We start from the raw sequence: 25717 nt of genomic DNA, 5'->3' as shown, positions 1-25717 counted from the left end.
AAAGTTTAAAGTCCCAAGTTTCAAGTCGGATAACCCTAAACTTGAAGCTTGAAACCTGAATTTTTTTTAACTATTTTTTAAAGCAATCAATAATTTGATAGGCCACGCGAAGCGCTTCCGTTGCTTGTTCTAGGGTTACAACAGGAGTAGTGTTATTATTGATGGCATCTGCAAATGAATCTAGTTCGTCAAGAATTGCATTGTTTTGTTCTACATCAGGATTTGAAAAGTAGATTTGTTTTTTAACTCCTTCAGCGTTTTGCAAAATGATATCAAAATCACCAGGAACTTCTGGAGCGTCTTTCATTTTTACTACTTCACATTTCTTTTCTAAGAAATCGACTGAGATATAAGCATCTTTCTGGAAAAAACGTGATTTACGCATGTTTTTCATCGAAATTCTACTGGCAGTTAAATTAGCCACACATCCATTTTCGAATTCGATTCGGGCGTTAGCAATATCGGGAGTGTCGCTGATAACAGAAACTCCGCTTGCGCTAATGTTTTTTACTTTAGATTTTACCACACTTAAAATTGCATCAATGTCATGAATCATTAAATCCAAAACTACAGGCACATCCGTACCGCGAGGATTGAATTCAGCCAATCGATGTGTTTCAATAAACATTGGGTTTTCGATCATGTTTTTGGTTGCGATAAATGCAGGATTAAATCGTTCTACATGACCAACTTGACCTTTAACATTGTATTCTTTTGCCAAAGCGATTATTTCTTCGGCTTCTTCAACTGTATTTGAAATAGGTTTTTCTATAAAAACGTGTTTGCCTGACTTGATAGCAACTTTAGCACATTTATAATGAGAAAGAGTAGGAGTGACAATATCAATTACATCAACAGCATGAATAAGTGTAGCTATCGTGCTAAAATGTTTGTAACCAAATTCTTTAGAAACCTTTTCGGCATTTTCTTGGTTTGGGTCGTAAAAACCAACTAATTCATATTTTTCAGATTGTTGTAATAAACGCAAATGTATTTTACCCAGATGACCCGCACCTAACACTCCAATTTTCAGCATAATGATTTAATTTGTACAAAAATAGCAATAAATTGATTACTTTTTTAAGGATATCAAACAATTATTTAACCAATTTAATATTTAAAATTCACTATTTAATATTAGAAATTGTTTTCTATTTTTACCAAAATTAAATATCAAATTTTGAAAGATACAGCCAAACATCAAGGACTTCGGAATCAATTAGTAAGCACTTTGGAACAAAAAGGGATTACTGATAAAAATGTTTTGGATGCAATAAAAAAGATTCCAAGGCACTTATTTTTAAATTCCAGTTTTGAAGATTATGCTTATCAGGACAAGGCATTTCCTATTGGTGCTGGTCAAACTATTTCTCAACCCTATACCGTAGCTTTTCAATCCCAGTTATTGGAAATAAAAAAAGAGCATAAAGTTTTAGAAATAGGAACTGGTTCGGGATATCAAACGGCTGTATTATGTATGATGGGAGCGAAAGTTTTTAGTGTGGAAAGACAAAATGAATTGTTTAAAACAACCTCTTTGTTATTTCCAAAACTAAATATTCGTCCTAAACATCTTTCTTTTGGAGATGGGTATAAAGGATTACCCGGATATGCTCCGTTTGACAGCATCATTGTAACTGCTGGCGCTCCGTTTATTCCTCAACCATTGATGTCACAATTAAAAATAGGAGGTAGGCTAGTTATTCCGCTAGGAGAAGAGGTACAAATTATGACTTTGTTGATTCGTAAAAACGAAACCCAATTCGAAAAACATGAGTTTGGAGAATTCCGATTTGTACCATTATTAGAAGATAAAAATTAAAAAGAAACCCGTCTCGCTTAAATAACGAGACGGGTTTTTTATTGACCAATAATACTTAAATACCGCTCTAAGCTTTCTTTTTCTTTTTCAGCGATAAACAGTAAAAAATCTTCTTTGTTATTTTTAGTTTGAGCTGTTTCCAGTGCTTCATAATATTTCATTCTAGTTTCATAATCCCCTTTTATATTAGCAATGATGTAGCCATGCTGCAATAAAACTAAGTTCATGACTAAACGAGATGTTCTACCGTTTCCATCAATAAATGGATGAATGGTTACTAATCGTTCGTGTATTTCGGCAGCCAAAACGATAGGATGAAGAATTGATTTATTGCTTTCATACCAAATGAAAAAATCTTCCATTTCCTTAGCGACCATATACGGTTGCGGTGGCATGTGAGTGCTTCCTTTTATCATCACTTGTACTTTTCTGTATCTTCCAGCTTCCTCGGGATGAATTCCTCTCAAAATTAAATTATGAATAGATAATACTTCTCGTTCATTTATGGAGCTATTTTTTTGCACTAATTCTTTAATGTATGCAATCGCCTCCTGATGATTAATCACTTCAAGATGTTCCCTCATACTTTTCCCTGAAATAGTTAAACCTTCATTGATAACCAAATCAGTTTCCCGAAGCGTCATAGTATTTCCTTCGATACGGTTACTTTCAAAAGTGTATTCTAATTCTAATGCTTGGGCGATTCGATAGCTGTCAAATTGACGAAAACTATCCAGTTTTGTCTTCAAAGTGTCGATTTCGTCTAAGATTTTTTGTAGCGTATTAGATATTTTTTTCTTTAAAGATTTACTTTGATATCTTATTTCTTCCTCAGCAACTAGTAATGCTTTTAATGCAAATTCATCTTGACCTATTTCATAAAGAATTTTTTCTTTTAGCCAAGCTACCATTATTGTTTCTAAATCTATTTCCAGTAACGATGCTAGTTTTATAACTTGCTCTCTAGTGGGTTTTCTAGTGCCACTTTCAAATTTACTAATCAAGGCTTGATCAATTCCTAAAAGTTGAGCCACTTCTCTGGTTTTGAGTCCTTTTTGTTCTCTTGCGTTTTTGAGTAGTATTTTCATTTTTGAAAATGTTTTAAATTGTCTTGACAAAATTAGTCATTTTTTTTGAATTTAAAAAACCGCACTGTTTTGAACTTCAATTTTTATTTAAAATGATTTTTTTATTCTGTCAAGATCTCTTTTAGTGTCTTGTTCCTTTAGAGATTCGCGTTTGTCGTAGGTTTTCTTCCCTTTGCAAAGACCAATTTGTAGTTTAGCCATTCCTTTTTCATTGGTGAACAATTTTAAAGGGATAACGGTAAGTCCTTTTGCTTGAACACTTTTAGCAAGGCCTTTTAATTCTTTTTTATTCAAAAGTAACTTACGTTCGCTTCTTGCTTTGTGGTTGAATTGATTGCCAAAAGTATATTCTTCAATGTAAGTATTGATTGCAAAAAGTTCGTTATTGCTAAATTCACAAAAACTCTCCGTAATATTCGCTTTTCCTAAACGGATTGATTTAATCTCAGTTCCAGCCAAAACAATCCCAGCAGTGAATGTTTCAATTATTTCATAATCGAATTTAGCTCTTTTGTTGTATATATTTATTGTTTTTAGCATAGGATTGCAAAGGTATGATAAAAAAGAAAAGATTTCTACTAAAGGACAATAATTAGACTCAAAAACCACTTGAAAACTATTATTTACATCCTTTAAAAGTGAAATTATAATGCTAATAGTTTACGGTAATTTTAATAATTGATGATTTATAGAATCGCCATTTATAGTCACGATGTAAAGATTGCCAAAAGTAGTGTCATTGATATCAAAGTATATTTTTTGACCGATAATTTGATTAACAAAATTTGGAATAGTATTGCTATGGCCAACAACCAATACCTTTTTTCCTAAAGTTTCTTTTTTGAATGATTCTAAGTCTATAGTTTTAGGATTATATTTTATAATACTAATCTTTTTATTTGTCGCTGTTGGGGTAGCGGTTTGAAGAGTTCTATTAAAATCAGTAGAGTAGATGGCATCTAGATTAATTTCTGAAAATATTTCATTCCAAAGTTTGGCTCTTTGAAGACCAGTTTGAGATAAATCAGGATTTTTAGAATTATCAACTTTCTCCGCATGGCGAATAAAGTAATAAGTGGTTGTAGTGTTTTGTCCAAAACTAACTTGCAAAACAAAAAAAGCAACAATCAATAAATATTTTTTCATTTGACCTAATTTAAAATTTTGTTGTTTAACGATTTTATATATTTGCAAAATGGAAAATTCAAAATCAAAAGATCCTCTTCACGGAATCACTTTACTAAGAATCTTGGAACAATTAGTGGAACATTATGGATTTGATACTTTGGGAGAATTAATTAAAATTAAATGTTTTACGGATAATCCTAGCATAAAATCTTCGTTAACTTTCCTACGAAAAACAGAGTGGGCCAGAAAGCAAGTCGAAGAATTATATATTCAATCCTTGCCTAAATTCATAAAATAGTTTCAATTTAATTGATTCGATAAGAAACCATAACGCCACCGCGGTAGGGTAACCATTCTCCGCTTTTGTTCCAATGCTTAGCGGTTTCGTAACGTTCATCAGTTCCCAGATAATATCCATGGTAGAACCCTTGCTGATTTCCTCCTCCCAAAAAGCAGTCTAATACAAACTTATCATTTATTTTAGCTTGATATCCAATTGTTGCACCTATGACATAACCAAATCCTTTTTCATATCTATCAGTATTTAAATAATTCCATTTTTGGAAATTAAAGGCAGTTGCACCTATGTGTGCTCCAACATAGAAACCATTATACTTCTCTTTAAAATGATAGCGATATTCCGGAATAAAAGTATAAAACTGTAACGGTTTACCGTCTACTGACTTCCACGGGGAGGCTAAAATGTCTAATTGAAAAGTCGATTTTTTGCCAATACTGGTTTCAATACCCACGTTTGGCACGCCTAATAAAGTCGTTAATGCATTTACTTTTACGTAAGTTTGACTTTGGGAATGGATTGAAAAGAAAAGAATTGCAATTAATAATAATTTTTTCATAATGAAGGTTTCCTAATGCTTTTCCTATAAAGCATAATACTTTTCGGCGGCAAATATAAAGATTATTCTTTCAAATAGACAATAATATGGGTTTTTGTAAAAAATAATATCGAGTGATTTATTTATGATTTAAAATAGTTATTTATTCAAAATAGAGTAAATAACAGCATCTAAAAAACGTCCTTCATAAAATTCATTTTCTTTGAAATGCGCTTCTTTTACAAAACCACATTTTTGCAAAACTTTTTCAGATCCAAAATTTTCAGGATCAATTATAGCTTCAATCGAATGCAGTTTCATCTCATTAAAACCATAAGTAACAACTTCTTTTACAGCTTCAGAAACAATCCCTTTTCCATTATATTCCGGAAGTATCATATAGCCAATCTCAGCACGAAAATGCTCGGGTTTTATTCTATAATGACCAATAATGCCTATTAGTTTTGGGTTATCTTTCAACGTAATCGCCCAATTTATCCCTTCGTTGGATTCAATTTTAGCATCAATCAATGCAATATGCTCCAGGGCATCATCATTTGTTTTCACTAATGGTCTAGGAATATATTTCATGGTTTCTGGATTAGAACGCAAAGCGAAAATTTCGTTTACATCATCCTTATTAACGCGTCTCAACAGTAATCTTTCGGTTTCTAAATTTGGAAATGGAGTAAAATTAATAGTCAGCATATTTTTTATATTATTAATTTAGAGGATTTCAATACTAAATTCTGATTTAAAAGTTTCATTGGCACCCAAAATTTGGATTCCTTCTTTCTCAAAAAGATTTCCGGAACTTTCATTAGTATCTGAATAGCCAAACCAAGGTTCGATGCAAAGAAATGGGGCATTCATTTTTGTCCAAATTCCTAAGCTAGGGAAATCTTTGAAATGAACTCGGAATTTTGGATTTGAATTTTCTAAAATGGTGACTGAATTAGATTCCAATGTTTTAAAAATTAAAGCATCATTTTCAAATAACGGATAGTTCAAAGTCACTTGTTTATTTAGTAACTCCAGCGTTTTTGTTTTATTTGAAATTAAATCATTCTCTAAAAGGTAATATTTTAAAGATTCTTCTTTTTCGAATTCAATAGCGTAATTTTCAAAATTACCTGATAAAGCAAAAGCAGGATGCGCTCCAATAGAAAACGGCATTTTTAATCTTCCTTTGTTAATGACTTTATATTCAATGGATAAACTCGTATTGTCTAGAGTATAGGTTATATGTAATTCGAATTTAAATGGATAGACTTTTAATGTTTCTTCAGATGATTTTATCGAAAAAGTGGCGCTATTCATGTTTTTATCAATCAATTCAAATTGCATATCCCTAGCAAAACCATGACGTGATAAATGATACTTTCTGCCATCAAAATCGAAGGAATTATTTTTCAATGTTCCCACAATTGGAAACAAAATAGGAGAGTGCTTACCCCAAAAATCAGGATTTCCTTCCCATAAGTACTCTTCGTTATTAGTATCTTTTAAAGAACATAATTCAGCACCGAAGCTATTTATTGTAGCGGTTAAAAAAGTATTTGTAATGACTGTTTTCAAAGCAGTTTTTGTTTTAATTTAGATTGTAAATATATTTTAAATTTTTCTAAAAGTATAAAGTGGTCAAAAAATACTATTATTTAGTAAACCCTTTCAATAAATTATTTTTTTGTTACAGTCTGCATTATTTTTCATTAATTTGTTACAATATTTAGTCAATATTTTTTTTTAATGTAACAAAAGTACACACTTTCATACTAATTGTTAATCAAACAGATAAAAAGTAAAAAATCAATCAAATTATGAAAAACAACTTCATTAAAGCGTCATTTTATTTAGCTTTATTTTGTGGAGTTTCTTCGCTTCATGCGCAGGACTCGAAAACAAGCGTCTCAAAGTACGATTATCATGATGCATTTGCACCAGGATTTTATACTAAAAATGGAACGGAAACTCGTTCGGCAAGTGGTCAACCTGGAGCAAAGTATTGGCAAAACAGGGCTGATTATCAATTAACTGCAAATTTAAATGATAAAAACAGTGAAATTACTGGTACCGAAACCTTAACTTATACTAATAACAGTCCAGATAAATTAGCTTTTCTTTGGATGAATGTTGACCAAAATCTATTTAAAAAAGATTCGCGTGGAAATGCAGTTATTCCGGTTAACGGAAGTCGTAACGGAGCGGATGGTGAAGTTTTTGACGGAGGTCACAAAATTAAATCAATCAAAGTTATTGCAACGATAGGAGGAAAAGCTGTTGAAAAAGAAGCGAAATTTACAGTTGTGGATACTCGAATGCAAATTATTTTGCCACAAGAATTAAATGGTAATGGGACTTCAATTAAAGTAAAAATTGACTTTTCTTATATTTCACCAAAATACGGTTCAGACAGAACGGGAGTTTTAGATACTAAAAATGGTAAGATTTTCACTATTGCTCAATGGTATCCTAGAATGTGTGTTTATGATGATGTAAAAGGATGGAATACTTTGCCTTACATCGGTGCAGGAGAGTTTTATTTAGAATACGGAGATTTTGATATTGCAATTACGGCACCGTCTAATCATATTGTAGTTTGTTCTGGTGACTTACAAAACCCATCAGAAGTGTATACAGCCGAACAACAAAAACGTTGGGCGCAAGCCGCTGCAAGTGACAAAACTGTAATGATTCGCACTGCAGCCGAAGTAACTAGCGCTAGTTCTCGTCCAGCAGGAAAATCGACTTTGACGTGGAAATTTAAAATTAAAAATTCTCGAGATGTTGCTTTTGCATCATCAGCTGCTTTTATTATTGATGCTGCCAAAATTAATTTGCCGAGCGGAAAAAAATCTATTGCAATTTCGGCTTATCCAGTTGAAAGTGAAGGTCAAGGCGCATGGGGCCGTTCAACCGAATATACTAAGACTTCCATTGAAAATTATTCAAAAAGATGGTTTGAATTTCCTTATCCTGCTGCCACAAATGTTGCCGGTAATGAAGGAGGAATGGAATATCCTGGAATTGTTTTTTGCGGATGGGAATCAAAAGGAGATAATTTATGGGGAGTAACTGATCACGAATTTGGTCACGGTTGGTTTCCAATGATTGTAGGCTCAAACGAACGTGTTTTTGCGTGGATGGATGAAGGTTTTAATACTTTTATAAACTCGTTAAGTTCGGTTGATTTTAATAATGGGGAATATAAGCAACCAGCTTCAGACATGCATCGTTCGGCTAATACGTTGACAAATTCTGAAATGGAGCCTGTTTTCACTGCACCTGATGCATTAAAAGAAGCAAACTTAGGTATATTGGCTTATTATAAACCAAGTGCTGGATTAATCATGTTGCGTGAACAAATTTTAGGAAAAGAGCGTTTTGATTACGCTTTTAGAACCTACACGGAACGTTGGGCTTTCAAACATCCAACTCCAGATGATTTTTTCCGTACGATGGAAAATGTTTCAGGAGAGGATTTAAACTGGTTTTGGAGAGGTTGGATTATTAACAACTGGCGTTTTGATCAAGCAGTTTCGAAAGTTAAATATATAAAAAATGATCCTGCAAAAGGAGCTATAATTACTATAGATAATTTAGAGAAAATGCCTTTTCCAGTAATCTTAGATATCAAGTCTAAATCTGGTAAAGTGACTAGAGTTAATCTTCCGGTAGAGATTTGGGAACGCAATAAAAGTTGGTCATTCAAATCAAATACAACAGAAGAAATTGACACAATAACACTTGATCCTGGTCATGTTTTTCCAGACATCAACACTGGGAATGACACGTGGACTTCTGGAAAAAGTGAATTAGAGAAAGAAATAGTTGTAGCATTAGATGCTTACTTAGGATCATTTTCAAGTAAACAAATTCCTGTAAAAGTTATTTTTTCCGATGAAAATGGTGTTTTGATTGGGAAATCCGAAGGTCAGCCAAATCTAAATCTGGTTGCTGCGGGAAACGATAAATTTGTTTTTACTCCTGCTGCACTTACTATTCAGTTTAATAAAAATAAAAGTGAATTTACATTAGAAGTAAACGGCCAAAGTTTCTTATTCACAAGAGATAAATAGTGGTTGTAGTATTTACAAAAAAACGCCAACTGAGAAGTTGGCGTTTTTTTTTATGCTTTAGATTGAAAAGTAAACAGTTAATTTTACTCAGGAATTTGTTGACTCAAACAATGTAATGTTCCAAAACCCCAAATAAAATCAGTAGCGCTAATTCCGATGATTTCTCTATCGGGAAAACATTCTGAAAGGATGTTCAACGCTTTTCTATCATTGCTGTCGTTAAAAGTAGGAACCAAAACACACTTATTCAAAATCAGGAAATTTGCATAACTGGCAGGTAGTCTCACGCCATCAAAATCCAAACGTTTTGGCATTGGTAAAGCAACAATTATAGGAGATTTACCATTTTCCAGTTTGGCATTTTGCAACCTTTTTAAGTTGTCTTGCAACGGTTTGTAATTATTATCCGTTGGATCTGTTTCTACAATAGTTACAATGGTGTCTTCATTTATAAAACGGCATAAATCATCGATATGTCCATGTGTATCATCGCCTTCAATTCCGTCTCCTAACCAAATCACATTTGTAATTCCAAGATATTCCTTGAAAACTGCTTCGTAATCTGCTTTAGTAAAATTTGGATTGCGAACCTGAATATCTGGATTCATCAAACACTCTTCCGAAGTCAGTAAAGTACCTCTTCCGTTGCTGTCAATCGCGCCACCTTCAACAATTACCGGTTTTCCTTTATACATTACTTGAGTAACAGGAATATTCAAAAATTCGCCTACTTTGGAAGGAACAAATTTGTCCAATTGAAAGTTTTTATATTTTGCCCAACCATTAAAGTTGAAATTTAATGCTTCTCTTTCGGTTCCGTTTTTTACGATAATTGGTCCCGAATCACGCATCCAACTTCTATTGGTTTTGTGTATAATAAATGAAACGTTTTCGATTTTCACTTCAGCCGATTCTAACATTCCAACGACTTTTTCTTTCTGATTTTCATCGGCAACTACTAAAAAAACTTGCTCGAAAGAAGCCACTTTTTTAATGAATTCTACAAAAGCCCATTGTATCGCTTCATATTTTCCTGGCCAATCTTTACCATTATGCGGAAAACATAATAAAATGCCTTGCTGTTTTTCCCACTCAGCAGGAAATCTTCTATTATTGGTTGTACTCATAATTAGTCGATTGCTCTTTTAGTAATATCGCCAAAAGCGTCAATTCTTCTGTCTCTAAAAAATGGCCAGTTCTGACGTACATTTTCCTGTAAATCCAAATCAACTTCTGCAATAAGGATTTCTTCTTTATCGTGTGAGGCTTGCGCCAATATTTCACCTTGCGGTCCCGCAATAAACGAAGATCCCCAAAACTGGATTCCATCGGTATCAGGTAAATATTGCTCTAAACCTATTCTATTTGCTGCTGCAACATAAACACCATTAGCAACCGCATGTCCTTTCATGACACTCATCCAAGCTCCATGCTGGTTTACTCCGTATTCATCTTTTTCTCCTGGATGCCATCCAATTGCTGTTGGGTAAAATAACACTTCAGCTCCTTTTAAAGCGGTCAGTCTTGCTGCTTCAGGATACCATTGATCCCAACAAATTAGTGTTCCTATTTTTCCTTTTTTGGTTGGAATCGTTTTGAAACCCAAATCGCCAGGCGTAAAATAAAATTTTTCATAAAAATGCGGATCATCAGGAATGTGCATTTTTCGATACAATCCGGCTTCAGATCCATCTGTATCAATTATGTATGCACTGTTGTGGTAAATTCCTGCCATTCTTTTTTCGAAAAAAGGAACAATGATTACTACGCCCAATTCTTTTGCCAAAGCGCTAAAAGCAATAAACGAAGTGCTGTATAAAGGTTCTGCTAATGCAAAATTGTCTACATCTTCGCTCTGACAGAAATAATGACTGCTGTATAATTCCGGTAACGAAATGACCTCGGCGCCTTGACTGGCAGCATCGCGTACCCAGCTCAAACACTTCTTAAGGTTGTTTTCGGCAACGTCGTTAAGGTTCAATTGAATAACTGCTATTTTATATTTTTTATTCGGCATAGTGTACTTTTTAGACTGCAAAAATAGTGAATTTTATAAAGAGTAGAAAACGGAGATAATGGAAAAGTGAGACTAATTTCTTTACGATTTTCTGATGCTCAAAAATGAAGTACAATTTGTAACGATGAACTATTACTTTATACGTTATTCCTCAGTTTATTTTAAAGTCGTTAAGAATTATTCTTATTCCTTCTGAATACTTTGTTACTTTGAAATCTGGAAATCTAGTTTTGAATTTTGAGGATTGAAAGATATTGTCAATCGCATAACGTGGGAGTAATTCCTGTGTTTCTTTAAGGTTTTTGTTAAAGAAAGAACCTATTTTCAGTACGAGCCAGGGCAATACTTTGTATTTTATTTCTCTACCCAATTGATGCCCGATTTCTGCAATAAATTGCTTGTAGGTTAATCGGTTATCGTCACAAGGTAAGTGCCAAGTTTGCCCAAAAGTATCAGCTGTATTGCCAATTAATGCCATGGCTTTGCTAGCGTCAGGGGTAAAGATAAGTGTACGTAAGACATTGTCTTTTAAAAATACTTTAGTTTCTTTTCCGTTTTTAAGATTTTCGAAAATAAGACTATTGGTAAGTCCTTTGGTTTTACCGGGACCATAAAACTCGGGTGCTCTGCAAATCACGGCTTCATTTTCTTTGTTGGCAATGGCTTTTAACAGTAATTCAGCAGCCAGTTTTTTTCCTCTTCCTTTTTTCCCCTCAGAAGTTAAAGGAGTTTCTTCGGTTTGAATTTCGCTGTCTTGAGGATAGGCGCAGGTATTGTCGAAATACACGAGTTTGCAGTTGTTCTTTTTACAGGCGGCGATTGCATTTTTCATTACAATTACCCAATCCCTAAGCCATATTTCAGAATCATACGGAAGTCCCACTGTCAAATAGGCAATCTCTGTGTTTTCAAGTGCTGTTACAACACTTTCAAGATTGAGTAAGTCTGCTTTAAAAAGATGATCGTTTGGATGGACTTTTTGGGGATTGCGTCCCACTAATTTAATTTGGTCTGTATAATTATTTCGCAATTCGCGAGCTAATTCTTCTCCTATGATTCCGTTTGCTCCTAATATCGTTTGCATCTTAACTATTTTTCTTGTTCGAAAATGGGTTGGAGTGCTAAGGTAAGAATAATTTTTACGGGATATTCGCTATATGGAGCAGCTATAGCCATGACAAATGAAGATATAAGTTTAAAAAATGAGCTTTGAATTAAAAATAGCAGCAAAAGTGACTATTTTTGTTAGATAGAATAAACTAAATACATGATTATGAAAACTATTTTTAAAGCTACTTTAATTCTTAGTACAGTGATTTTTAGCTTCACTTCGACGTTGGCGCAGTCAAAAGATAAAAAAGCCAATGCCATCGTGAAAGATATGCTAACAGCGATGGGCGGAATGAAAAATTATAATGCTATCCATTTTATTCAATGGGAATTTGTGAACAGAAAACTCTTTTGGGATAAATGGACAGGAAATGTTCGCATAGAGAATCCAACAGAAAATCAAGTAATTTTAGTAAATATCAATACTTTAAAAGGTAAGGCATATCAAAATGGAGTATTAATTAAAGATCAGACTAAAGCCAATGGTCTGCTTAAAGAAGCGAAGAACTGGTGGATAAATGATTCGTATTGGTTAGTGATGCCATGGAAATTACAAGATCCTGGAGTGCATCTTATTTATGTTAAAACGGATAAATTACCAAATGGAAAAACGGCGGATATTTTGCAACTCACTTTTAGTGCTGTTGGTGTAACTCCCGAAAATAAATACTGGCTGTATGTTGATAAAAAAGACCATTTAATAAAGCAATGGGCGCATTATAAAAATTATAAAGATGCCAAGCCAAAGTTCTTAAAGCCATGGAATAACTATCAAAAAGTGGGTAACATCTTGCTTTCTTTTGACAGACCGAATGAAGAAGTTGGACCCAAAAATGTAAAAGTTAAAACTAATTTTAATTCCGCTATTTTCACGAAACTATAAAAGTTAGTAATTTGTTATAAATTTTTTTATCTATCGGTAAGAAGTAAACCTTTTTCTAGGTTTCGCTCAAACGTATCAAACTTTAATCGAAAAAATAGCAATAGCAAAATTCGCTATGTAGGTTTTACTTTAGTGGTATTTGTAATTCGTGTGTTCGGCTACCATCTTTTGCGCTCTCTTCAAACAGAATAAGAGTTAAAGTTGAATACTCCTCTTTTTTCTCAATATCGATTGTAAAATCAAATTTACCCCATTCTGGTGCGCCAGCATCGGTCATTGTAAATCCGTTTTTCAATTCGTTATATCCATCCTCAATCACCCAACTAACGTTTGCTTCCCAAACTTGGGCTTGTCCTTGTATATGGAATTTAGTTCCATCTATTTTTTCTACCGTTACTTGGCGAAAATGTTCATTTGAAAAGACTGTCGCTATTTGTTTTTGTGGTTCGATGGGCTTTGTTATTTCAATTGTATCGCTGGAAACCGAGTTTTCATTGCTTTCCGTTTCGTCTTTATTTTGTTTGTTGCATGCTAACAATAACAAGCTAAATAACAACATTGTTAATTTTATTTTCATTGTTTTACTAGTTTGAGATTTTTTTCCTAAAAGGTTTTAGATAGTATAGCATTCTTGAACTATCGCAAGGACTAAAATATAAAATTACTTGGAATTAGCCGCAGATATCCGATCATACTTATTGTTATAGCTAGTTTTTCTTATTTTAATCCAATCAATTTAACCTACCACCAAACAATAAAAAATTCTAAATAGGAATTTTTGTCTTTTTGCCAACATAATGGTGCTTGTTTTTCATTAATAGCATTGGTAATGTGCTTTTCTATACCATTAAAGTGGTTCCAAATTTCGTTTTCAGCTGGATCCATTCCCCATTCCTTTTTTGGAGGTAGATAATAAGTTTTTGATGGATTATCAAGGCTTATAAAAGTTTCCATGTTTATATAGTAGCCTTTTATGGCTTTTTCATAAATAGGGCTAAAATTGGCTTTATAATCGTAAGGAACGAACAAGGAAACTAATAAACACAGCGCTTGAGAAACATCGTCAACTACAATAGTATCAAACATTGATTTAGCACAATTATGGTATAATAAAGGAAATTGTTTTGTTTTTAATTTTTCTAATTTCTCTTTCAATGAATCATTCCTATTTGGACCAATCCAATTATTTATTGGTTCCGAAGAAATGCTTGGGTCAAACAGATAAAACTTATAAGCTAACTCCAGATGGATTAACTGCTTTGTATTTTCATTTTGAATAATAAAATCAATTTCGCCAATGGTTTTTTTATCTTCAATTATTTGAACATTTTCATAAAGTAGTTTGTAGTTGGTAGACGCTTTAATCAATTCAGAAACAATTTTTTCTACCAAATGTCCCAATCTTACATTAGTTGGCAGTTGAAATTCCAGATCAGTTGTTAGGTTTAATGCCGATAAATCAAAAGTTTGTAAACCAGTAAAAGAAAAGTCTAGACAATTCGCTTTTATTATTGATGCAATCCTTGTCTTCGTTTTCATTCTATCGTTGGTGTTAATGTAGTTTGTTTCGCAAAGAAAGCCCTATAATCGCAAGAAGTTCAAAATTTTTTAAAACAGATACCTTTTTGTTTTTTATATAATTTTAAAAATATAAAAAATAGAAGAGAATATACCATTTTTTTAACGCTTACGCTAGCAGTCTGAACTAAATTTCAGTTTAGTTTTCGAAACTTTATCCTCCCAAATAGTACAGACAAAGCTACATGTTTATTAGACATTTGCAAAGCGAGAATAATTATTCTTCCTGAAAGGACAGCTTTTGCAAATGCCTTATATTTCTGCCCGAATTGAATTTAAGTCCTGTTCGCTATTGCTTTTAAAATTCAACTTTACTTTAAAAACAATTTCATCGCCAGTAAATATTCATCAGGTTTTTCGATATAAACATCATGTCCTGACTTTTCTATTATTTTTAATTGACTGTTTTTAAAAATAGCTCTATATTCATTCGTATTGCCCCAAGGAATATTATCGTATTGACCTTTTATTATTAAAACGGGAATAATACTGTTCTTAAGTTTTGGTCTTGGATCTGTAAGCTTGCTATAACTTGTTGGTGTTTTAATATTGCAGTAACCGCCACCGCCACCTTCTTCGGGCAATATTTTGGAAGGATCATAAACAAGTCCTTTGGTAAAACCCATTGCCATTTTATTTAAATAGCTATCCGCCTCTTCATCACTCGCTATTTTCTTTCCAAAAAACGCCCAAAAACGAATTGCTATATACCGTGGCTTTAATACAAAGCCAATTACATCACTGTTAACTTCCATTGGGTCTTTGAGCTGTAAACTATCAGGTGCTTTAATTTTTTCAACCGAATCATTAACTGGTTTTACTGCACCTGGGCATGTAAGTATTATCTTATCCACTTTTTTGAGGTTATCAGCTGCGTATAATGTTGCCAAAGCACCGCCCCAAGATTGCCCTACTAAAATTATTTTTTTAGCTTTTATAATCTCGACGATTGCTTCAAGATCTTTTTGATGACGCGGCGCAGTATAATCATTTACATTTTCGAGCCTAGCAGACAGCCCACAACCAATTTGGTCATATAAATAAACATCAAATCCATCTTCAGAAAGTTTACCAAGAACTTCAATCACTTTCGAATGTACATATCCACCTGGGCCTCCATGTAGGTAAATAACAGGGTATGGTTTTTTAATTCCTTTCCCTTCAATAAAAGTATAGGCTATCTTGGAACCTGTTTTTAGATTCCAATATTGAGTTGATTGTCTTGGTTTTATCGTTGGGCTGTCTTGCATTGATGGCATACAAGCCTTAAAAAAGAATAGAACAAGAAGTATTAAAAATGCCCATTTAAGCACTCTGAAAATCTTTCGTTTCATTATTTAAATTTTATAGTTATCGTCATAAGACGATTTGGATTATATAAAGTTACCTTTATAGTGAAGTTTTTTTTAATAACAGTGAATTAGTAAATATTATTTCTTGATAAACACTTTCAGTAAAAGACGTGTTTATATTCCATTCTTTTCCGTATTTGATAATAGTACCAGCGAACAATTCTAATTCATTATCTTCTTTTCCTGAATTTAAATCAAGTTGTAATGAAGTAGGTGTTTTTGGAGGAAATGTAGCTGCTTTTTCAAATGTCTTTTGGATAATGTTGTCTTGTAGATAAATTCCTTTTCGATCTGCAATTGATTTTATTTCGTCCATTATTTTCGTCGCCTCTTCTTTTTGTAATTCAATGGTGCAAACGGCTCCTATAGAGGAATTGTATTTTGCAGTTATTAAACCAAAACTTGCTATGAAAATAAATTTAGTCCAAATATCAACTAAAGAATTGTCTTTAAACTCAAAATCTATTTTACTGCTGTCTATTAAATTGATAACCCAATCTATATCTTCAGAAGCATGTTCTGGGTCTTTGCCTAAGATTAATTTTCCTGCTTTTCCTTTATGTTCAATAATGCCCTTTTCACTTATATGAGAAGCAACATAAAGACAGGAGGGTAAAATAATATTATTAGGTATGATTTCACGAATTCGATCATAAATATCAGCTCCATTCATCATTGGTATTAGGATGGTATTTTTTGTAATTACTTCGGATAGTTGCGTACAAACATTCGTTAAATCATATTCTTTAACACAAATAAATACCAAATCAGGCTTAGAAATGTCAAATACTGTTTGATGAATCGCATCCGGTTTTGTTGTACTTATTGAATGTTCCGGAGAAAGTAACGTTAGTCCATTTTCTTTTACAGTATCGTAGGTTGTACCTCTTGCTACGAAAGAAATTGTATGTTGTTTATTTTTTTCGTTTGCTTGATTTATCTTAAAGCCAAAATAACCGCCAACACCCCCAAGACCTATGATAACAATGTGTTTTTTATTCATCTTTTTTTTTACAAAGGTGAAAATTCACGAATACATAAGCACTTGATAAATGGCAAGAAATTATAGTTTACTGATTTCTTTTCTAATTCTGCTTAATGTACTGTCTGTAATTCCTAAATAAGAAGCTATAATTTTAAGAGGAACATGTTGAAAAATAAGTGGCTGTAGTTTTAAAAGGTTTAAATACCTTGTTTCTGCTTTTTGACTTGCCATTTCAATTACTCGGTCGTTTAGTTTATAGTAATTGATAACAAATAAAAGCCGGCTAAACTCCCTGAATTCCGCGATGTTATGAAAGTTTTTTTGTACATTTTCTAAGGAAGTTTCCCATAGTATGCAGTCAGTCAAGGTTTGATAGATTTCTTTTGTAGGTTGTTTTTTAAAGAAGGATAAAAAGTCATTTACAAAACAAGGCGCTGAATAGATGTTAGTTGTAACTTCATTATTATCTTCATCCAGAATATAGGAGCGCATATATCCTTTCTCTAAAAAATATGTTTTTGTGCTGATCGTGTCTTGATCCAGCAGTGTAGTATTCTTATCTAATGCAAAATCACAGAACGTTTCCGTAATTTTTTCCACGATTTCTTTTTGGATTGGAAACAAAGAATGGAAATAATTGTTAAGTATCGATTTGTCCATTAATTTGGTTTTTCAATTTCATGTATAACGTCAGCGTGTGTAAAACGCGCCATAGAACTTAATTTGGAGCAAATATAGTTGATTTGTTGTGCCAAAAAGGAATTGCTTTAAAAACCGACCTCCGGTTCCGTTCAAACGCGGGTTAATTACTTCGTCTGTTTTCTATCGCTCGGGTGTTGGCTTTGCGAGCGCAACGAATACTTAGTTGTTAGCAGCCGCTTTTATTAATTTTTTTAATTCTTTGAAAGCGTCAATTTGTTTCTCTCTAGAATGTACTTGCATTGTGTACCCGCATTGCAAATGCTACGATTTTGTTTTTAAAGAAAGGAGGTACTCGTTGCAAACGAGCACCAGATGGGAATTTTATCAGTCAGATTTTGTCTGTTTTTAGTAATTTTCTCGATATCTCAATTCCACTTTTCTATTTTTTGTGGTTTTTTATTTGCAATCAATAACTGTTTCCCAGCTAAAATAAGAATAAATAAATACAAGGCGATGAAAATAATCCGTTGCGATATACCTGGTGTGTTTTCTGAAACAAAACTCATCGCTACTATCATTATAAAAGGTATTAAGAAAGTAGAAATTGCCGTATTTTTCCAAATGTTATTCTTTTTGAGTTGCCACCATAAAGTCAAAGCACATAGTAGCCAAAAAACAGCTCCTCCAACTGCTCCAACCGAGTGAATAATTGTACTAATCGATTTTTTATTTTCCATATTGGCTGGAGATAATCCTGCAAGAGTTAGAAACAATCCAGATAAAATTAATAAATAAAACGGGTATGATTTTATAGAATATGAACGAAATTCCTTCATAAGGTTAAAACTGAAAATTGCTATGAGAATTCCTGGTATAATGAATCCCAGTATGTTAAATATCCATTTGTTTTCAGCATCAGTTGATCCTAGTTCACTTACAGCTTTATGAAAGTGATTGTAACCATCAGTTCTTAGTCCTGCCATTATGATAATAGTTGATACCCCAACCACAACAGCAGTAATTCCAATTAATCCATTAGTCTTATTATTCATTCTTTGTTTTTTCTTCAAAGATATGAGCTTATAAAAAAACATTTTTTGATCTATGTCAAAAAAAGACTATTTTGGCACGTATTCGGCTCAATGTTTCTTGTGTAATTCCTAAATATGAGGATAGCATCCCAAGTGGTACTCTTGACAATATGTTTTTAGACGTGTTGCAAAAGAATTGATACTTCTCTGTGGCTGTATGAAATTGCATCGAAATTATTCTTTCTGACTTTTGAATAAAGTATTTGGAGATTAAAATTCTACCAAATCGCTCCATTTCGGGAAATTCCTTAAAACACTTTTCAAGTTGTAAAACATTAATGGCAATTAGTTCTGCCTTTTCTAATGTTTCTATGTAGCAGTTGTCGGGAACATTTTTCATAAAACTATAAATAGAAGTAATCCATTCTCCTTCAGCTGAAAAATTGTCGGTTATTTCCTTTTCGTCTTTTTTATAGAAAACTCGTAATAGACCTGATTTTATGAAATAAGTATTTTCACAAATTCTGTTTGGTCTATGCAAAAACTTTCCTTTTTCAATGATTTTTGTACTAGAAATTTCTTCCAGTCGTTTTGTTAATTCTTTTGAAACAGGAATGAAGCTTTTGATATGATCTACTAATATTTCTATCATTTACGAATTAGGTTTTTCAATTGCATGTCTAACGTCAGCGTGTATAAAAAGCTCCTTAGAACTTAATTTGGAGCAAATATAGTTGATTTGTAGTGCCAAAAAGGAATTGCTTTAAAAACCGACCTCCGGTTCCGTTCAAACGCGGGTTAATTACTTCGTCTGTTCGCTATCGCTCGGGTGTTGGCTTTGCGAGCGCAACGAATACTTAGTTGTTAGCAGACGCTTTTATTAATTTTTTTAATTCTTTGAAAGCGTCAATTTGTTTCTCTCTAGAATGTACTTGCATTGTGTACCCGCATTGCAAATGCTACGATTTCGTTTTTAAAGAAAGGAGGTACTCGTTGCAAACGAGCACCAGAGTGGGGCAACGAATCATTAGTTGTTAACTGCAGTATTAATATCGATTATACCAATCACTTACAAAGCAACAAAGTGAAAGGGCTTTAAGACTATTTATTTCTGTTCCGTAATTTTTGTCTTCTCCATGCATTACCGCATGTCTATTTAATTTGCTAAAGTATTTTGACTTTTTAACTTTAATAGAAGGAACATTTAATGGACAATCATCTTTTAAAAGACTCACGAAATCTGGATTTCTTTTTTTGTCTAAGTGCTTATCAAGATTTTGTCGATTATGAAAGATTTTGCCATCAATCATTCCGTCTCCTTGCGACAAGAAAAGAATTGTTGACGAATAATACATTTTGTTTTTGTGAGCCAGAAAAGCTTCTTTAAAAATGTTTTCCCTCTCTGAGTGTTTTGAAATTAATTTTGCCTCAATACTCTTGATGTTTTTTTTATAAAATTCAATCAGTGATTTTTCAGCAGTTTCTATTTCGTCGTTTTTAATTAGTTTAATCGTTTCAGACAATTTTCTCATTTCAATATCACTTGAAATATACCATCCATAGTTCAATAATATTTCAGTGTTTTCAGTCATCGAAGGATTTGATATGTCTAAAGCTTTAGACAAAATCGCCGAGATTCCTCCAATCTTTTCAATTTCCTCTGCTATTTTGTTTAAGTTGTTCAAAGCTAAATTCATATTTTTAGTTTCGTAGTGTTTTTTCAATATTGCAGTTAACGTCCATGCCGCTTGGCGATGTGGCGGATTAAGGAAGCCTAATCTTTCGGTTAATGACTAATTTTCCAAGTACAAAACTATCTTCAAATTAAGCCAAATCCCGCCATATTGCCAAACGACGGTTAGCCGTTGTTTTTATTTTTTAATTCTGTTTTCGGTTATGTTTTGGCTTTTCAAAGTAATAATTGGCTTAAATAATACTTTTTCACAAGCGTAACAATTTTCAATTCTGTATTGTTCAAACTTACCAAACTTTGTTTTATAAAATTCATGTCCGCTTTTCTCAATTTCGAATTCCGCATAACAATAGCCAATTGGCAGATCTAATGGAGTATGAAACCAATCTATTCTTGATTTTTCATAAAACTTGAAGTTTCCATTTTTGTCGGTTTTAACACTTTCAGTTCTTAAATCTCTTGATTCATTCGAGCCAATTTTTTCATTTATGAAATATTCTTTTTCAATTCTGTAAACTGTTGCGTTGAAAACAGGCATATTGTTTTCGTCAATTACCTTTCCTTCAATATTTGCCTCAAAAATTACTTTCTGAGGATGAATGAAAATTCCAATTAATAAAATTAGAAAAAACATTAAAATAATTTTGGTTGATTTTTTCATTTTTCGTTTCGTTCAGGTAAAATAACGGCTAACTCGTACATAACATCAAATGTATACATCTTTTTTGGTGTTTTTTCTAAATTTGAAATTTTTTTCTTGTTAAATAATTCTTGTTGGTGTTGAGATGTAATATACCCTCTCATTAGCCCTGATCGAGGCGGCATCCTCGCAGTGTAACGGAGAGATATAGCCGAGAGCAGGAGGGATGGTTGTTCTGGAAATAATTATTTCTGCTCCTAAAAATCTCCATAAAAAAACACCAGCCTCTCGACCAGTGTTTCTTTACTATTTTTAAATATGGAAGAGCTAAAGTGCACTCATTATGCATGGCTTACTTTTTGCCAATTATCTTCTTGAACAATTTTACAATTCCCAAAACAAGTAAACCAAATGCGAGGCCAACTAAAAATTCTGTTACAATGGCGGGTAATTGGGGCAATACATCATGTAAAAAATCAATGTTATGTACAAATATGCCTCCTGCTACTAAGATCAAGGCGATTGTACCTATAACGGATAAACTTTTGATGACTTTGGGCAGTGCTTGTACCAGAATATTACCTAGACTTTTTGTAAAACTTCTTTCTTTTGAGCTGATTTTCATTAGTTTTAACCCTACTTCATCCATTCGGACAATTAAGGCTACAATTCCATAAACACCCACGGTTGCTACTATTGCAATGATGGAAACAACAAGAATTTGGGATAAAATTGGTTTTCCAATAACGGTGCCCAGTGCAATAATTACAATCTCTACTGATAGAATAAAATCAGTTACTATTGCTGATTTTATTTTTTCTTTTTCGAAAGACAAAATTTCTTCTTTGGTCATTGGTTCCAAAGATTTTTCATGCTTTGCATGCTCATGAGGAAAGAAGTATTCGAATATTTTTTCGGCGCCTTCGTAGGCTAAATAAAGTCCACCAAGTACTAAGATTATTATAATAGCCACGGGTAAGAAAGCACTCAACAGAAAGGCTATAGGTAAAATGATTAGTTTATTAATGAAAGAACCTTTTGCAATCGCCCATAAGACGGGAAGTTCTCTGGAGGAGATAAATCCGGAAGCTTTCTCTGCATTTACGGCTAAATCGTCGCCCAAAATACCAGCCGTTTTTTTGGCTGCAATTTTACTCATTACCGCAACATCATCCATGATTGCTGCGATATCATCTAATAATGCGAAAAAACCTGATGCCATTTTGATTGTTTTATAAACTGAATTGATTTTGGTTTTGCTTTGCCAAAATTTAATCGGTACGTTATGATTTTTTATTAGTGCGAATTTAAAACTTTTTTATTTATAATTTAATTTTAGAAATCCGAAATTTCTAATCTAGCACCATCGGTAGTAAGTATCCAGCGCTGTCATTGTGCAGAATGAAGCAATCAGGTTGGATACCGCGGACAGCGAGACAACTCGAGATGCAAATTTAGTATAGTTCTGCTCTAAAAAATCAGCATAAAAAAACACCAGCCTTTCGACTGATGTTTTGTGATACTTGTCAATACATTTTTTGCTTCATTTCATTACAGAAGTTCTCAAATCGTAGGGACAAACTGCTTATTCTACTAGTTCCGTTTGGTTTCTGAAAACCAACTTTCCATCAAAAGCATCCAACAGAATAATGCTGTCTGATGTTATATTTCCAGCAAGGATTTCCTTAGATAACTGGTTCAAGACATCTCTTTGAATCACACGTTTTACCGGTCTGGCTCCAAATTGCGGATCATATCCTTTTTCAGATAAATAGGCGATAGCTTCAGGAGTTGCGTCCATCGTGATGCCTTGAAGCGCTAGCATTTTGGTCACACTTTTTAGTTGTAAACCTACGATTTTGGTAATGTTCTCATTGGTAAGTGGCGTAAACATTACAATTTCGTCAATACGGTTGATGAATTCCGGACGAACGGTTTGTTTCAATAAACCTAAAACTTCTACTTTGGCCGCTTCTGTTGCTGCTTCCACACTTCCTTTTAAATTTTCAAATTTCTCTTGAATAATCTGGCTTCCCATATTTGAAGTCATGATGATAATAGTGTTTTTGAAATCGGCAAGACGGCCTTTGTTGTCCGTCAATCGTCCTTCATCTAATACTTGCAACAATATATTAAAGGTATCGGGATGCGCTTTTTCGATCTCATCAAGCAAAATTACTGAATACGGTTTTCTACGAACGGCTTCAGTCAATTGTCCGCCTTCGTCATAACCTACATATCCCGGAGGCGCACCAACTAAACGGCTCACACTATGACGCTCCTGATATTCACTCATATCGATTCTTGTCATGGCGTTTTCATCGTCAAATAAATATTCGGCCAAGGCTTTTGCCAATTCGGTTTTTCCAACTCCTGTAGTTCCCAGAAAAAGAAAGGTTCCCACGGGTTTTTTCATGTCCTGTAATCCTGCTCGACTTCTTCTTACGGCATCACTTACGGCTTCGATCGCTTCTTCCTGACCTACTACGCGCTGGTGCAATTCGGCTTCCAGATGCAATAGTTTTTCGCGTTCTCCTTGTAGCATTTTCATCACTGGAATCCCAGTCCATTTGGCTACTACTTCGGCAATGTCTTCTCGGGTCACTTCTTCTTTAATAAGCGAACTTCCTCCAGCTTGGTTTTCGATTAGTGCTGCATGCAAAACCTCCAGACGCTCTTGCGCTTCTTTGATTTTCCCATAACGAATTTCAGCTACTTTTCCATAATCACCATCACGTTCGGCGCGTTCGGCTTCATATTTAAAATCTTCAATTTCTGTTTTTATCGATTGAATGTCATCTACAACATCTTTCTCTGATTTCCATTTGGCAAAAATTTCATTTCGCTCTTCTTTAAGATTGGCTAAATCAAGACCTAAAATTTTGAGTTTACTTTCGTCTTTCTCTCTCTTTATTGCTTCAATTTCAATTTCGAGTTGCATTACTTTTCGATCCAAAACATCCAATTCTTCCGGTTTTGAGTTGATTTCCATGCGTATTTTTGAAGCGGCTTCGTCCATTAAATCAATGGCTTTGTCCGGAAGAAAACGGTTGGTAATATAACGTTGTGATAATTCGACGGCAGCAATAATAGCTTCATCTTTTATCTGTACTTTATGGTGTGTTTCATATTTTTCTTTGATACCACGCAGGATTGAAATCGCACTTTCGGTATCTGGTTCTTCGATAATTATTTTTTGGAAACGTCTTTCGAGCGCTTTATCTTTTTCAAAATATTTTTGGTATTCGTCCAATGTGGTTGCGCCAATAGCACGCAGTTCTCCACGAGCCAAGGCTGGTTTCAGAATATTAGCCGCATCCATTGCGCCTTCGCCACCACCAGCGCCTACGAGCGTGTGAATCTCATCAATGAATAAAACAATGTCACCTTCAGCGGCAGTTACTTCCTTCACCACTGATTTTAGTCGTTCTTCAAATTCTCCTTTGTATTTCGCTCCCGCAATTAAGGCTCCCATATCCAATGAAAATACAATTTTATCTTTTAGGTTGTCAGGAACATCGCCATCTACAATTCGATGCGCTAAACCTTCGGCGATGGCGGTTTTACCAACACCGGGTTCACCAACTAACATTGGATTATTTTTGGTTCTACGGGTTAAAATCTGCAGCACACGTCTAATTTCTTCGTCACGACCAATAACTGGGTCAAGTTTTCCATTACGGGCTAATTCGTTTAGATTTTTGGCGTATTTATTTAAAGCATTATACGTTTCTTCCGCAGAGGCCGATGTCACTCTTTCCCCTTTTCGCAATTCTTCGATCGCAGCTTTTAATCCTTTTCCGGTAACACCTTGGTCTTTCAATATTTGGGCAACCTTAGTTTTAGAATCGAAAATCGCCAAAATCAAATGCTCAATGGAAACGAATTCATCATTCATTTTTTTGGCTATAATTTCCGCTTCATTAAGAGTAGTATTGGCAGTTCTGGACAGCATGATTTCTCCACCGGAAACTTTGGGAAAGCTCTGAATAGTGCTATCTAATATTTGAAGAAATAGTGGAACATTTACATTGAGTTTTTTCAAAATAAAAGGGGCCACATTTTCATCCACTTCAAAAATTGCCTTGAAAATATGTTCGTTTTCAATCTGTTGCTGCCCTAAGGTTTGCGCAAGTTGCTGAGAAAGCTGAATAGCTTCCTGAGATTTGATTGTAAATTTATTTATGTTCATGATTTTATATTGTTTGTGTTATTTAGCTAACTTTGCGATTCATTAATCAAGATATATTCCATTACAATAGTACAGACAAAATGACTGATTTTATATGATTTTTATCATATAAAAAAGTCAAATTGACTTAAAACAAGACAATTATGAGTTTTTTAAAAAATATTTTTAGTGGTTCAGAAAACCAAAATGATTCTTCAAATAAAATCAATTGGAATCCCTTAACAGATTTGGGACAATTGAACGATATTATTGCACTTTCAAATGAAAAACCAGTGGCTATTTTTAAACACAGTACGCGTTGTAGTGTGAGCAGAATGGCGTTGAAGCAATTTGAAAATGAATTCGATTTGTCAGATAAAGTTACGCCTTATTTTCTAGATTTAATAGCGTATCGCGATATTTCCAATGAAATTGCGAGTCGTTTTGGAGTAACACATCAATCTCCACAATTGCTTTTGATTAAAGGCGGAAAATCAGTTTATAATGTTTCTCACAGCGATATTGACGCGGAAGCACTGAAAGGGAAGTTGTAATTTATTTTACTAAAAAAAATTACCGCAAATTCGCAAATTTTGATTCAATCATTAATTTGCGAATTTGCGGTTTATTATTTTTTGCTGAAGTGGTTAAAAAGAGAAATC

26 protein-coding genes are annotated in these 25717 nt (G+C 33.6%); 5 read left to right on the top strand and 21 right to left on the bottom strand.

Going from position 1 to position 25717, the window contains the following annotated elements; translation table 11 throughout:
* Positions 1 to 70: 70 nt before the first annotated feature.
* Positions 71 to 1036 carry a Gfo/Idh/MocA family protein gene (locus IWX84_RS04695; RefSeq protein WP_196849595.1) on the bottom strand — a complete coding sequence of 322 codons (966 nt, stop codon included), beginning with the start codon at positions 1034 to 1036 and terminating at the stop codon, positions 71 to 73.
* Positions 1037 to 1180: 144 nt separating this feature from the next.
* Between IWX84_RS04695 and IWX84_RS04690 the strand changes: the two genes are divergently transcribed.
* Positions 1181 to 1822, top strand: coding sequence for a protein-L-isoaspartate(D-aspartate) O-methyltransferase (locus IWX84_RS04690; protein WP_196849594.1), 642 nt, complete (start codon positions 1181 to 1183; stop codon positions 1820 to 1822).
* Positions 1823 to 1860: 38 nt separating this feature from the next.
* Here the strand turns inward: IWX84_RS04690 and IWX84_RS04685 are convergent, their stop codons facing one another.
* The 3 genes from IWX84_RS04685 to IWX84_RS04675 form a co-directional block, all read right to left on the bottom strand.
* Complete coding sequence (locus IWX84_RS04685) at positions 1861 to 2910, bottom strand: Fic family protein (protein ID WP_196849593.1); 1050 nt, start codon at positions 2908 to 2910, stop codon at positions 1861 to 1863.
* An 87-nt stretch (positions 2911 to 2997) separates the two neighbouring features.
* Complete coding sequence (smpB, locus tag IWX84_RS04680) at positions 2998 to 3450, bottom strand: SsrA-binding protein SmpB (protein ID WP_196849592.1); 453 nt, start codon at positions 3448 to 3450, stop codon at positions 2998 to 3000.
* Between the two features lie 120 nt (positions 3451 to 3570).
* Positions 3571 to 4056: a histidine phosphatase family protein gene (locus tag IWX84_RS04675; RefSeq protein WP_196849591.1), complete on the bottom strand. Its 486-nt coding sequence runs from the start codon at positions 4054 to 4056 to the stop codon at positions 3571 to 3573.
* Positions 4057 to 4105: 49 nt separating this feature from the next.
* Between IWX84_RS04675 and IWX84_RS04670 the strand changes: the two genes are divergently transcribed.
* Complete coding sequence (locus tag IWX84_RS04670; protein WP_196849590.1) at positions 4106 to 4336, top strand: VF530 family DNA-binding protein; 231 nt, start codon at positions 4106 to 4108, stop codon at positions 4334 to 4336.
* Between the two features lie 7 nt (positions 4337 to 4343).
* Here the strand turns inward: IWX84_RS04670 and IWX84_RS04665 are convergent, their stop codons facing one another.
* The 3 genes from IWX84_RS04665 to IWX84_RS04655 all read right to left on the bottom strand — a co-directional run bounded on the left by IWX84_RS04665 (position 4344) and on the right by IWX84_RS04655 (position 6452).
* Entirely contained in the window at positions 4344 to 4895 is a 552-nt protein-coding gene (locus IWX84_RS04665) for a DUF3575 domain-containing protein (protein WP_196849589.1), read from the bottom strand.
* 138 nt (positions 4896 to 5033) lie between these two features.
* Positions 5034 to 5582 (bottom strand): GNAT family N-acetyltransferase, encoded by a 549-nt coding sequence (locus IWX84_RS04660; protein WP_196849588.1) that lies wholly within the window; start codon positions 5580 to 5582, stop codon positions 5034 to 5036.
* An 18-nt stretch (positions 5583 to 5600) separates the two neighbouring features.
* Positions 5601 to 6452: an aldose 1-epimerase family protein gene (locus IWX84_RS04655; RefSeq protein ID WP_196849587.1), complete on the bottom strand. Its 852-nt coding sequence runs from the start codon at positions 6450 to 6452 to the stop codon at positions 5601 to 5603.
* A 242-nt stretch (positions 6453 to 6694) separates the two neighbouring features.
* On the opposite strand from IWX84_RS04655, the gene IWX84_RS04650 reads away from it, so the two are divergent.
* Positions 6695 to 8953, top strand: a complete 2259-nt coding sequence (locus tag IWX84_RS04650; RefSeq protein ID WP_196849586.1) for a M1 family metallopeptidase — start codon at positions 6695 to 6697, stop codon at positions 8951 to 8953.
* A gap of 83 nt (positions 8954 to 9036) precedes the next feature.
* On the opposite strand, the gene IWX84_RS04645 is transcribed toward IWX84_RS04650, so the two are convergent.
* The 3 genes from IWX84_RS04645 to IWX84_RS04635 all read right to left on the bottom strand — a co-directional run bounded on the left by IWX84_RS04645 (position 9037) and on the right by IWX84_RS04635 (position 12054).
* Complete coding sequence (locus tag IWX84_RS04645; protein WP_196849585.1) at positions 9037 to 10080, bottom strand: agmatine/peptidylarginine deiminase; 1044 nt, start codon at positions 10078 to 10080, stop codon at positions 9037 to 9039.
* 2 nt (positions 10081 to 10082) lie between these two features.
* Positions 10083 to 10970, bottom strand: coding sequence for a carbon-nitrogen hydrolase (locus tag IWX84_RS04640; RefSeq protein WP_196849584.1), 888 nt, complete (start codon positions 10968 to 10970; stop codon positions 10083 to 10085).
* Between the two features lie 151 nt (positions 10971 to 11121).
* Positions 11122 to 12054, bottom strand: coding sequence for an NAD-dependent epimerase/dehydratase family protein (locus tag IWX84_RS04635; protein WP_196849583.1), 933 nt, complete (start codon positions 12052 to 12054; stop codon positions 11122 to 11124).
* A 189-nt stretch (positions 12055 to 12243) separates the two neighbouring features.
* Between IWX84_RS04635 and IWX84_RS04630 the strand changes: the two genes are divergently transcribed.
* Positions 12244 to 12963: a hypothetical protein gene (locus IWX84_RS04630; protein WP_196849582.1), complete on the top strand. Its 720-nt coding sequence runs from the start codon at positions 12244 to 12246 to the stop codon at positions 12961 to 12963.
* Between the two features lie 124 nt (positions 12964 to 13087).
* On the opposite strand, the gene IWX84_RS04625 is transcribed toward IWX84_RS04630, so the two are convergent.
* The 11 genes from IWX84_RS04625 to clpB all read right to left on the bottom strand — a co-directional run bounded on the left by IWX84_RS04625 (position 13088) and on the right by clpB (position 25076).
* A complete protein-coding gene (locus tag IWX84_RS04625) occupies positions 13088 to 13540 on the bottom strand; it encodes a Gmad2 immunoglobulin-like domain-containing protein (protein ID WP_196849581.1) in 453 nt (150 codons plus the stop codon).
* A gap of 164 nt (positions 13541 to 13704) precedes the next feature.
* Positions 13705 to 14502, bottom strand: coding sequence for a DUF1853 family protein (locus IWX84_RS04620; protein WP_196849580.1), 798 nt, complete (start codon positions 14500 to 14502; stop codon positions 13705 to 13707).
* A 350-nt stretch (positions 14503 to 14852) separates the two neighbouring features.
* Positions 14853 to 15875, bottom strand: coding sequence for an alpha/beta hydrolase (locus tag IWX84_RS04615; RefSeq protein WP_196849579.1), 1023 nt, complete (start codon positions 15873 to 15875; stop codon positions 14853 to 14855).
* A gap of 55 nt (positions 15876 to 15930) precedes the next feature.
* The gene (locus IWX84_RS04610; RefSeq protein ID WP_196849578.1) at positions 15931 to 16896 is read right to left on the bottom strand and encodes a ketopantoate reductase family protein; all 966 of its coding nucleotides are present in this window, start codon (positions 16894 to 16896) and stop codon (positions 15931 to 15933) included.
* A gap of 60 nt (positions 16897 to 16956) precedes the next feature.
* The gene (locus tag IWX84_RS04605; RefSeq protein ID WP_196849577.1) at positions 16957 to 17538 is read right to left on the bottom strand and encodes a Crp/Fnr family transcriptional regulator; all 582 of its coding nucleotides are present in this window, start codon (positions 17536 to 17538) and stop codon (positions 16957 to 16959) included.
* Positions 17539 to 17945: 407 nt separating this feature from the next.
* Positions 17946 to 18572, bottom strand: a complete 627-nt coding sequence (locus tag IWX84_RS04600) for a DUF998 domain-containing protein (protein ID WP_196849576.1) — start codon at positions 18570 to 18572, stop codon at positions 17946 to 17948.
* A 55-nt stretch (positions 18573 to 18627) separates the two neighbouring features.
* Positions 18628 to 19203: a Crp/Fnr family transcriptional regulator gene (locus IWX84_RS04595; protein WP_196849575.1), complete on the bottom strand. Its 576-nt coding sequence runs from the start codon at positions 19201 to 19203 to the stop codon at positions 18628 to 18630.
* A 394-nt stretch (positions 19204 to 19597) separates the two neighbouring features.
* Complete coding sequence (locus IWX84_RS04590) at positions 19598 to 20248, bottom strand: hypothetical protein (protein WP_196849574.1); 651 nt, start codon at positions 20246 to 20248, stop codon at positions 19598 to 19600.
* Between the two features lie 174 nt (positions 20249 to 20422).
* Positions 20423 to 20878 carry a hypothetical protein gene (locus IWX84_RS04585; RefSeq protein ID WP_231385414.1) on the bottom strand — a complete coding sequence of 152 codons (456 nt, stop codon included), beginning with the start codon at positions 20876 to 20878 and terminating at the stop codon, positions 20423 to 20425.
* Between the two features lie 358 nt (positions 20879 to 21236).
* Entirely contained in the window at positions 21237 to 22106 is an 870-nt protein-coding gene (locus IWX84_RS04580) for a DUF808 domain-containing protein (RefSeq protein ID WP_196849572.1), read from the bottom strand.
* 363 nt (positions 22107 to 22469) lie between these two features.
* Positions 22470 to 25076: an ATP-dependent chaperone ClpB gene (gene clpB / locus IWX84_RS04575; RefSeq protein WP_196849571.1), complete on the bottom strand. Its 2607-nt coding sequence runs from the start codon at positions 25074 to 25076 to the stop codon at positions 22470 to 22472.
* A gap of 143 nt (positions 25077 to 25219) precedes the next feature.
* Between clpB and ytxJ the strand changes: the two genes are divergently transcribed.
* Positions 25220 to 25609, top strand: coding sequence for a bacillithiol system redox-active protein YtxJ (ytxJ, locus tag IWX84_RS04570; RefSeq protein ID WP_196849570.1), 390 nt, complete (start codon positions 25220 to 25222; stop codon positions 25607 to 25609).
* Positions 25610 to 25717 lie beyond the last annotated feature (108 nt).

It is taken from the genome of Flavobacterium sp. CG_9.10 (assembly GCF_015752245.1).
Classification (GTDB): Bacteria; Bacteroidota; Bacteroidia; order Flavobacteriales; family Flavobacteriaceae; genus Flavobacterium.
This window is presented reverse-complemented; position numbering and strand designations above follow the sequence as displayed.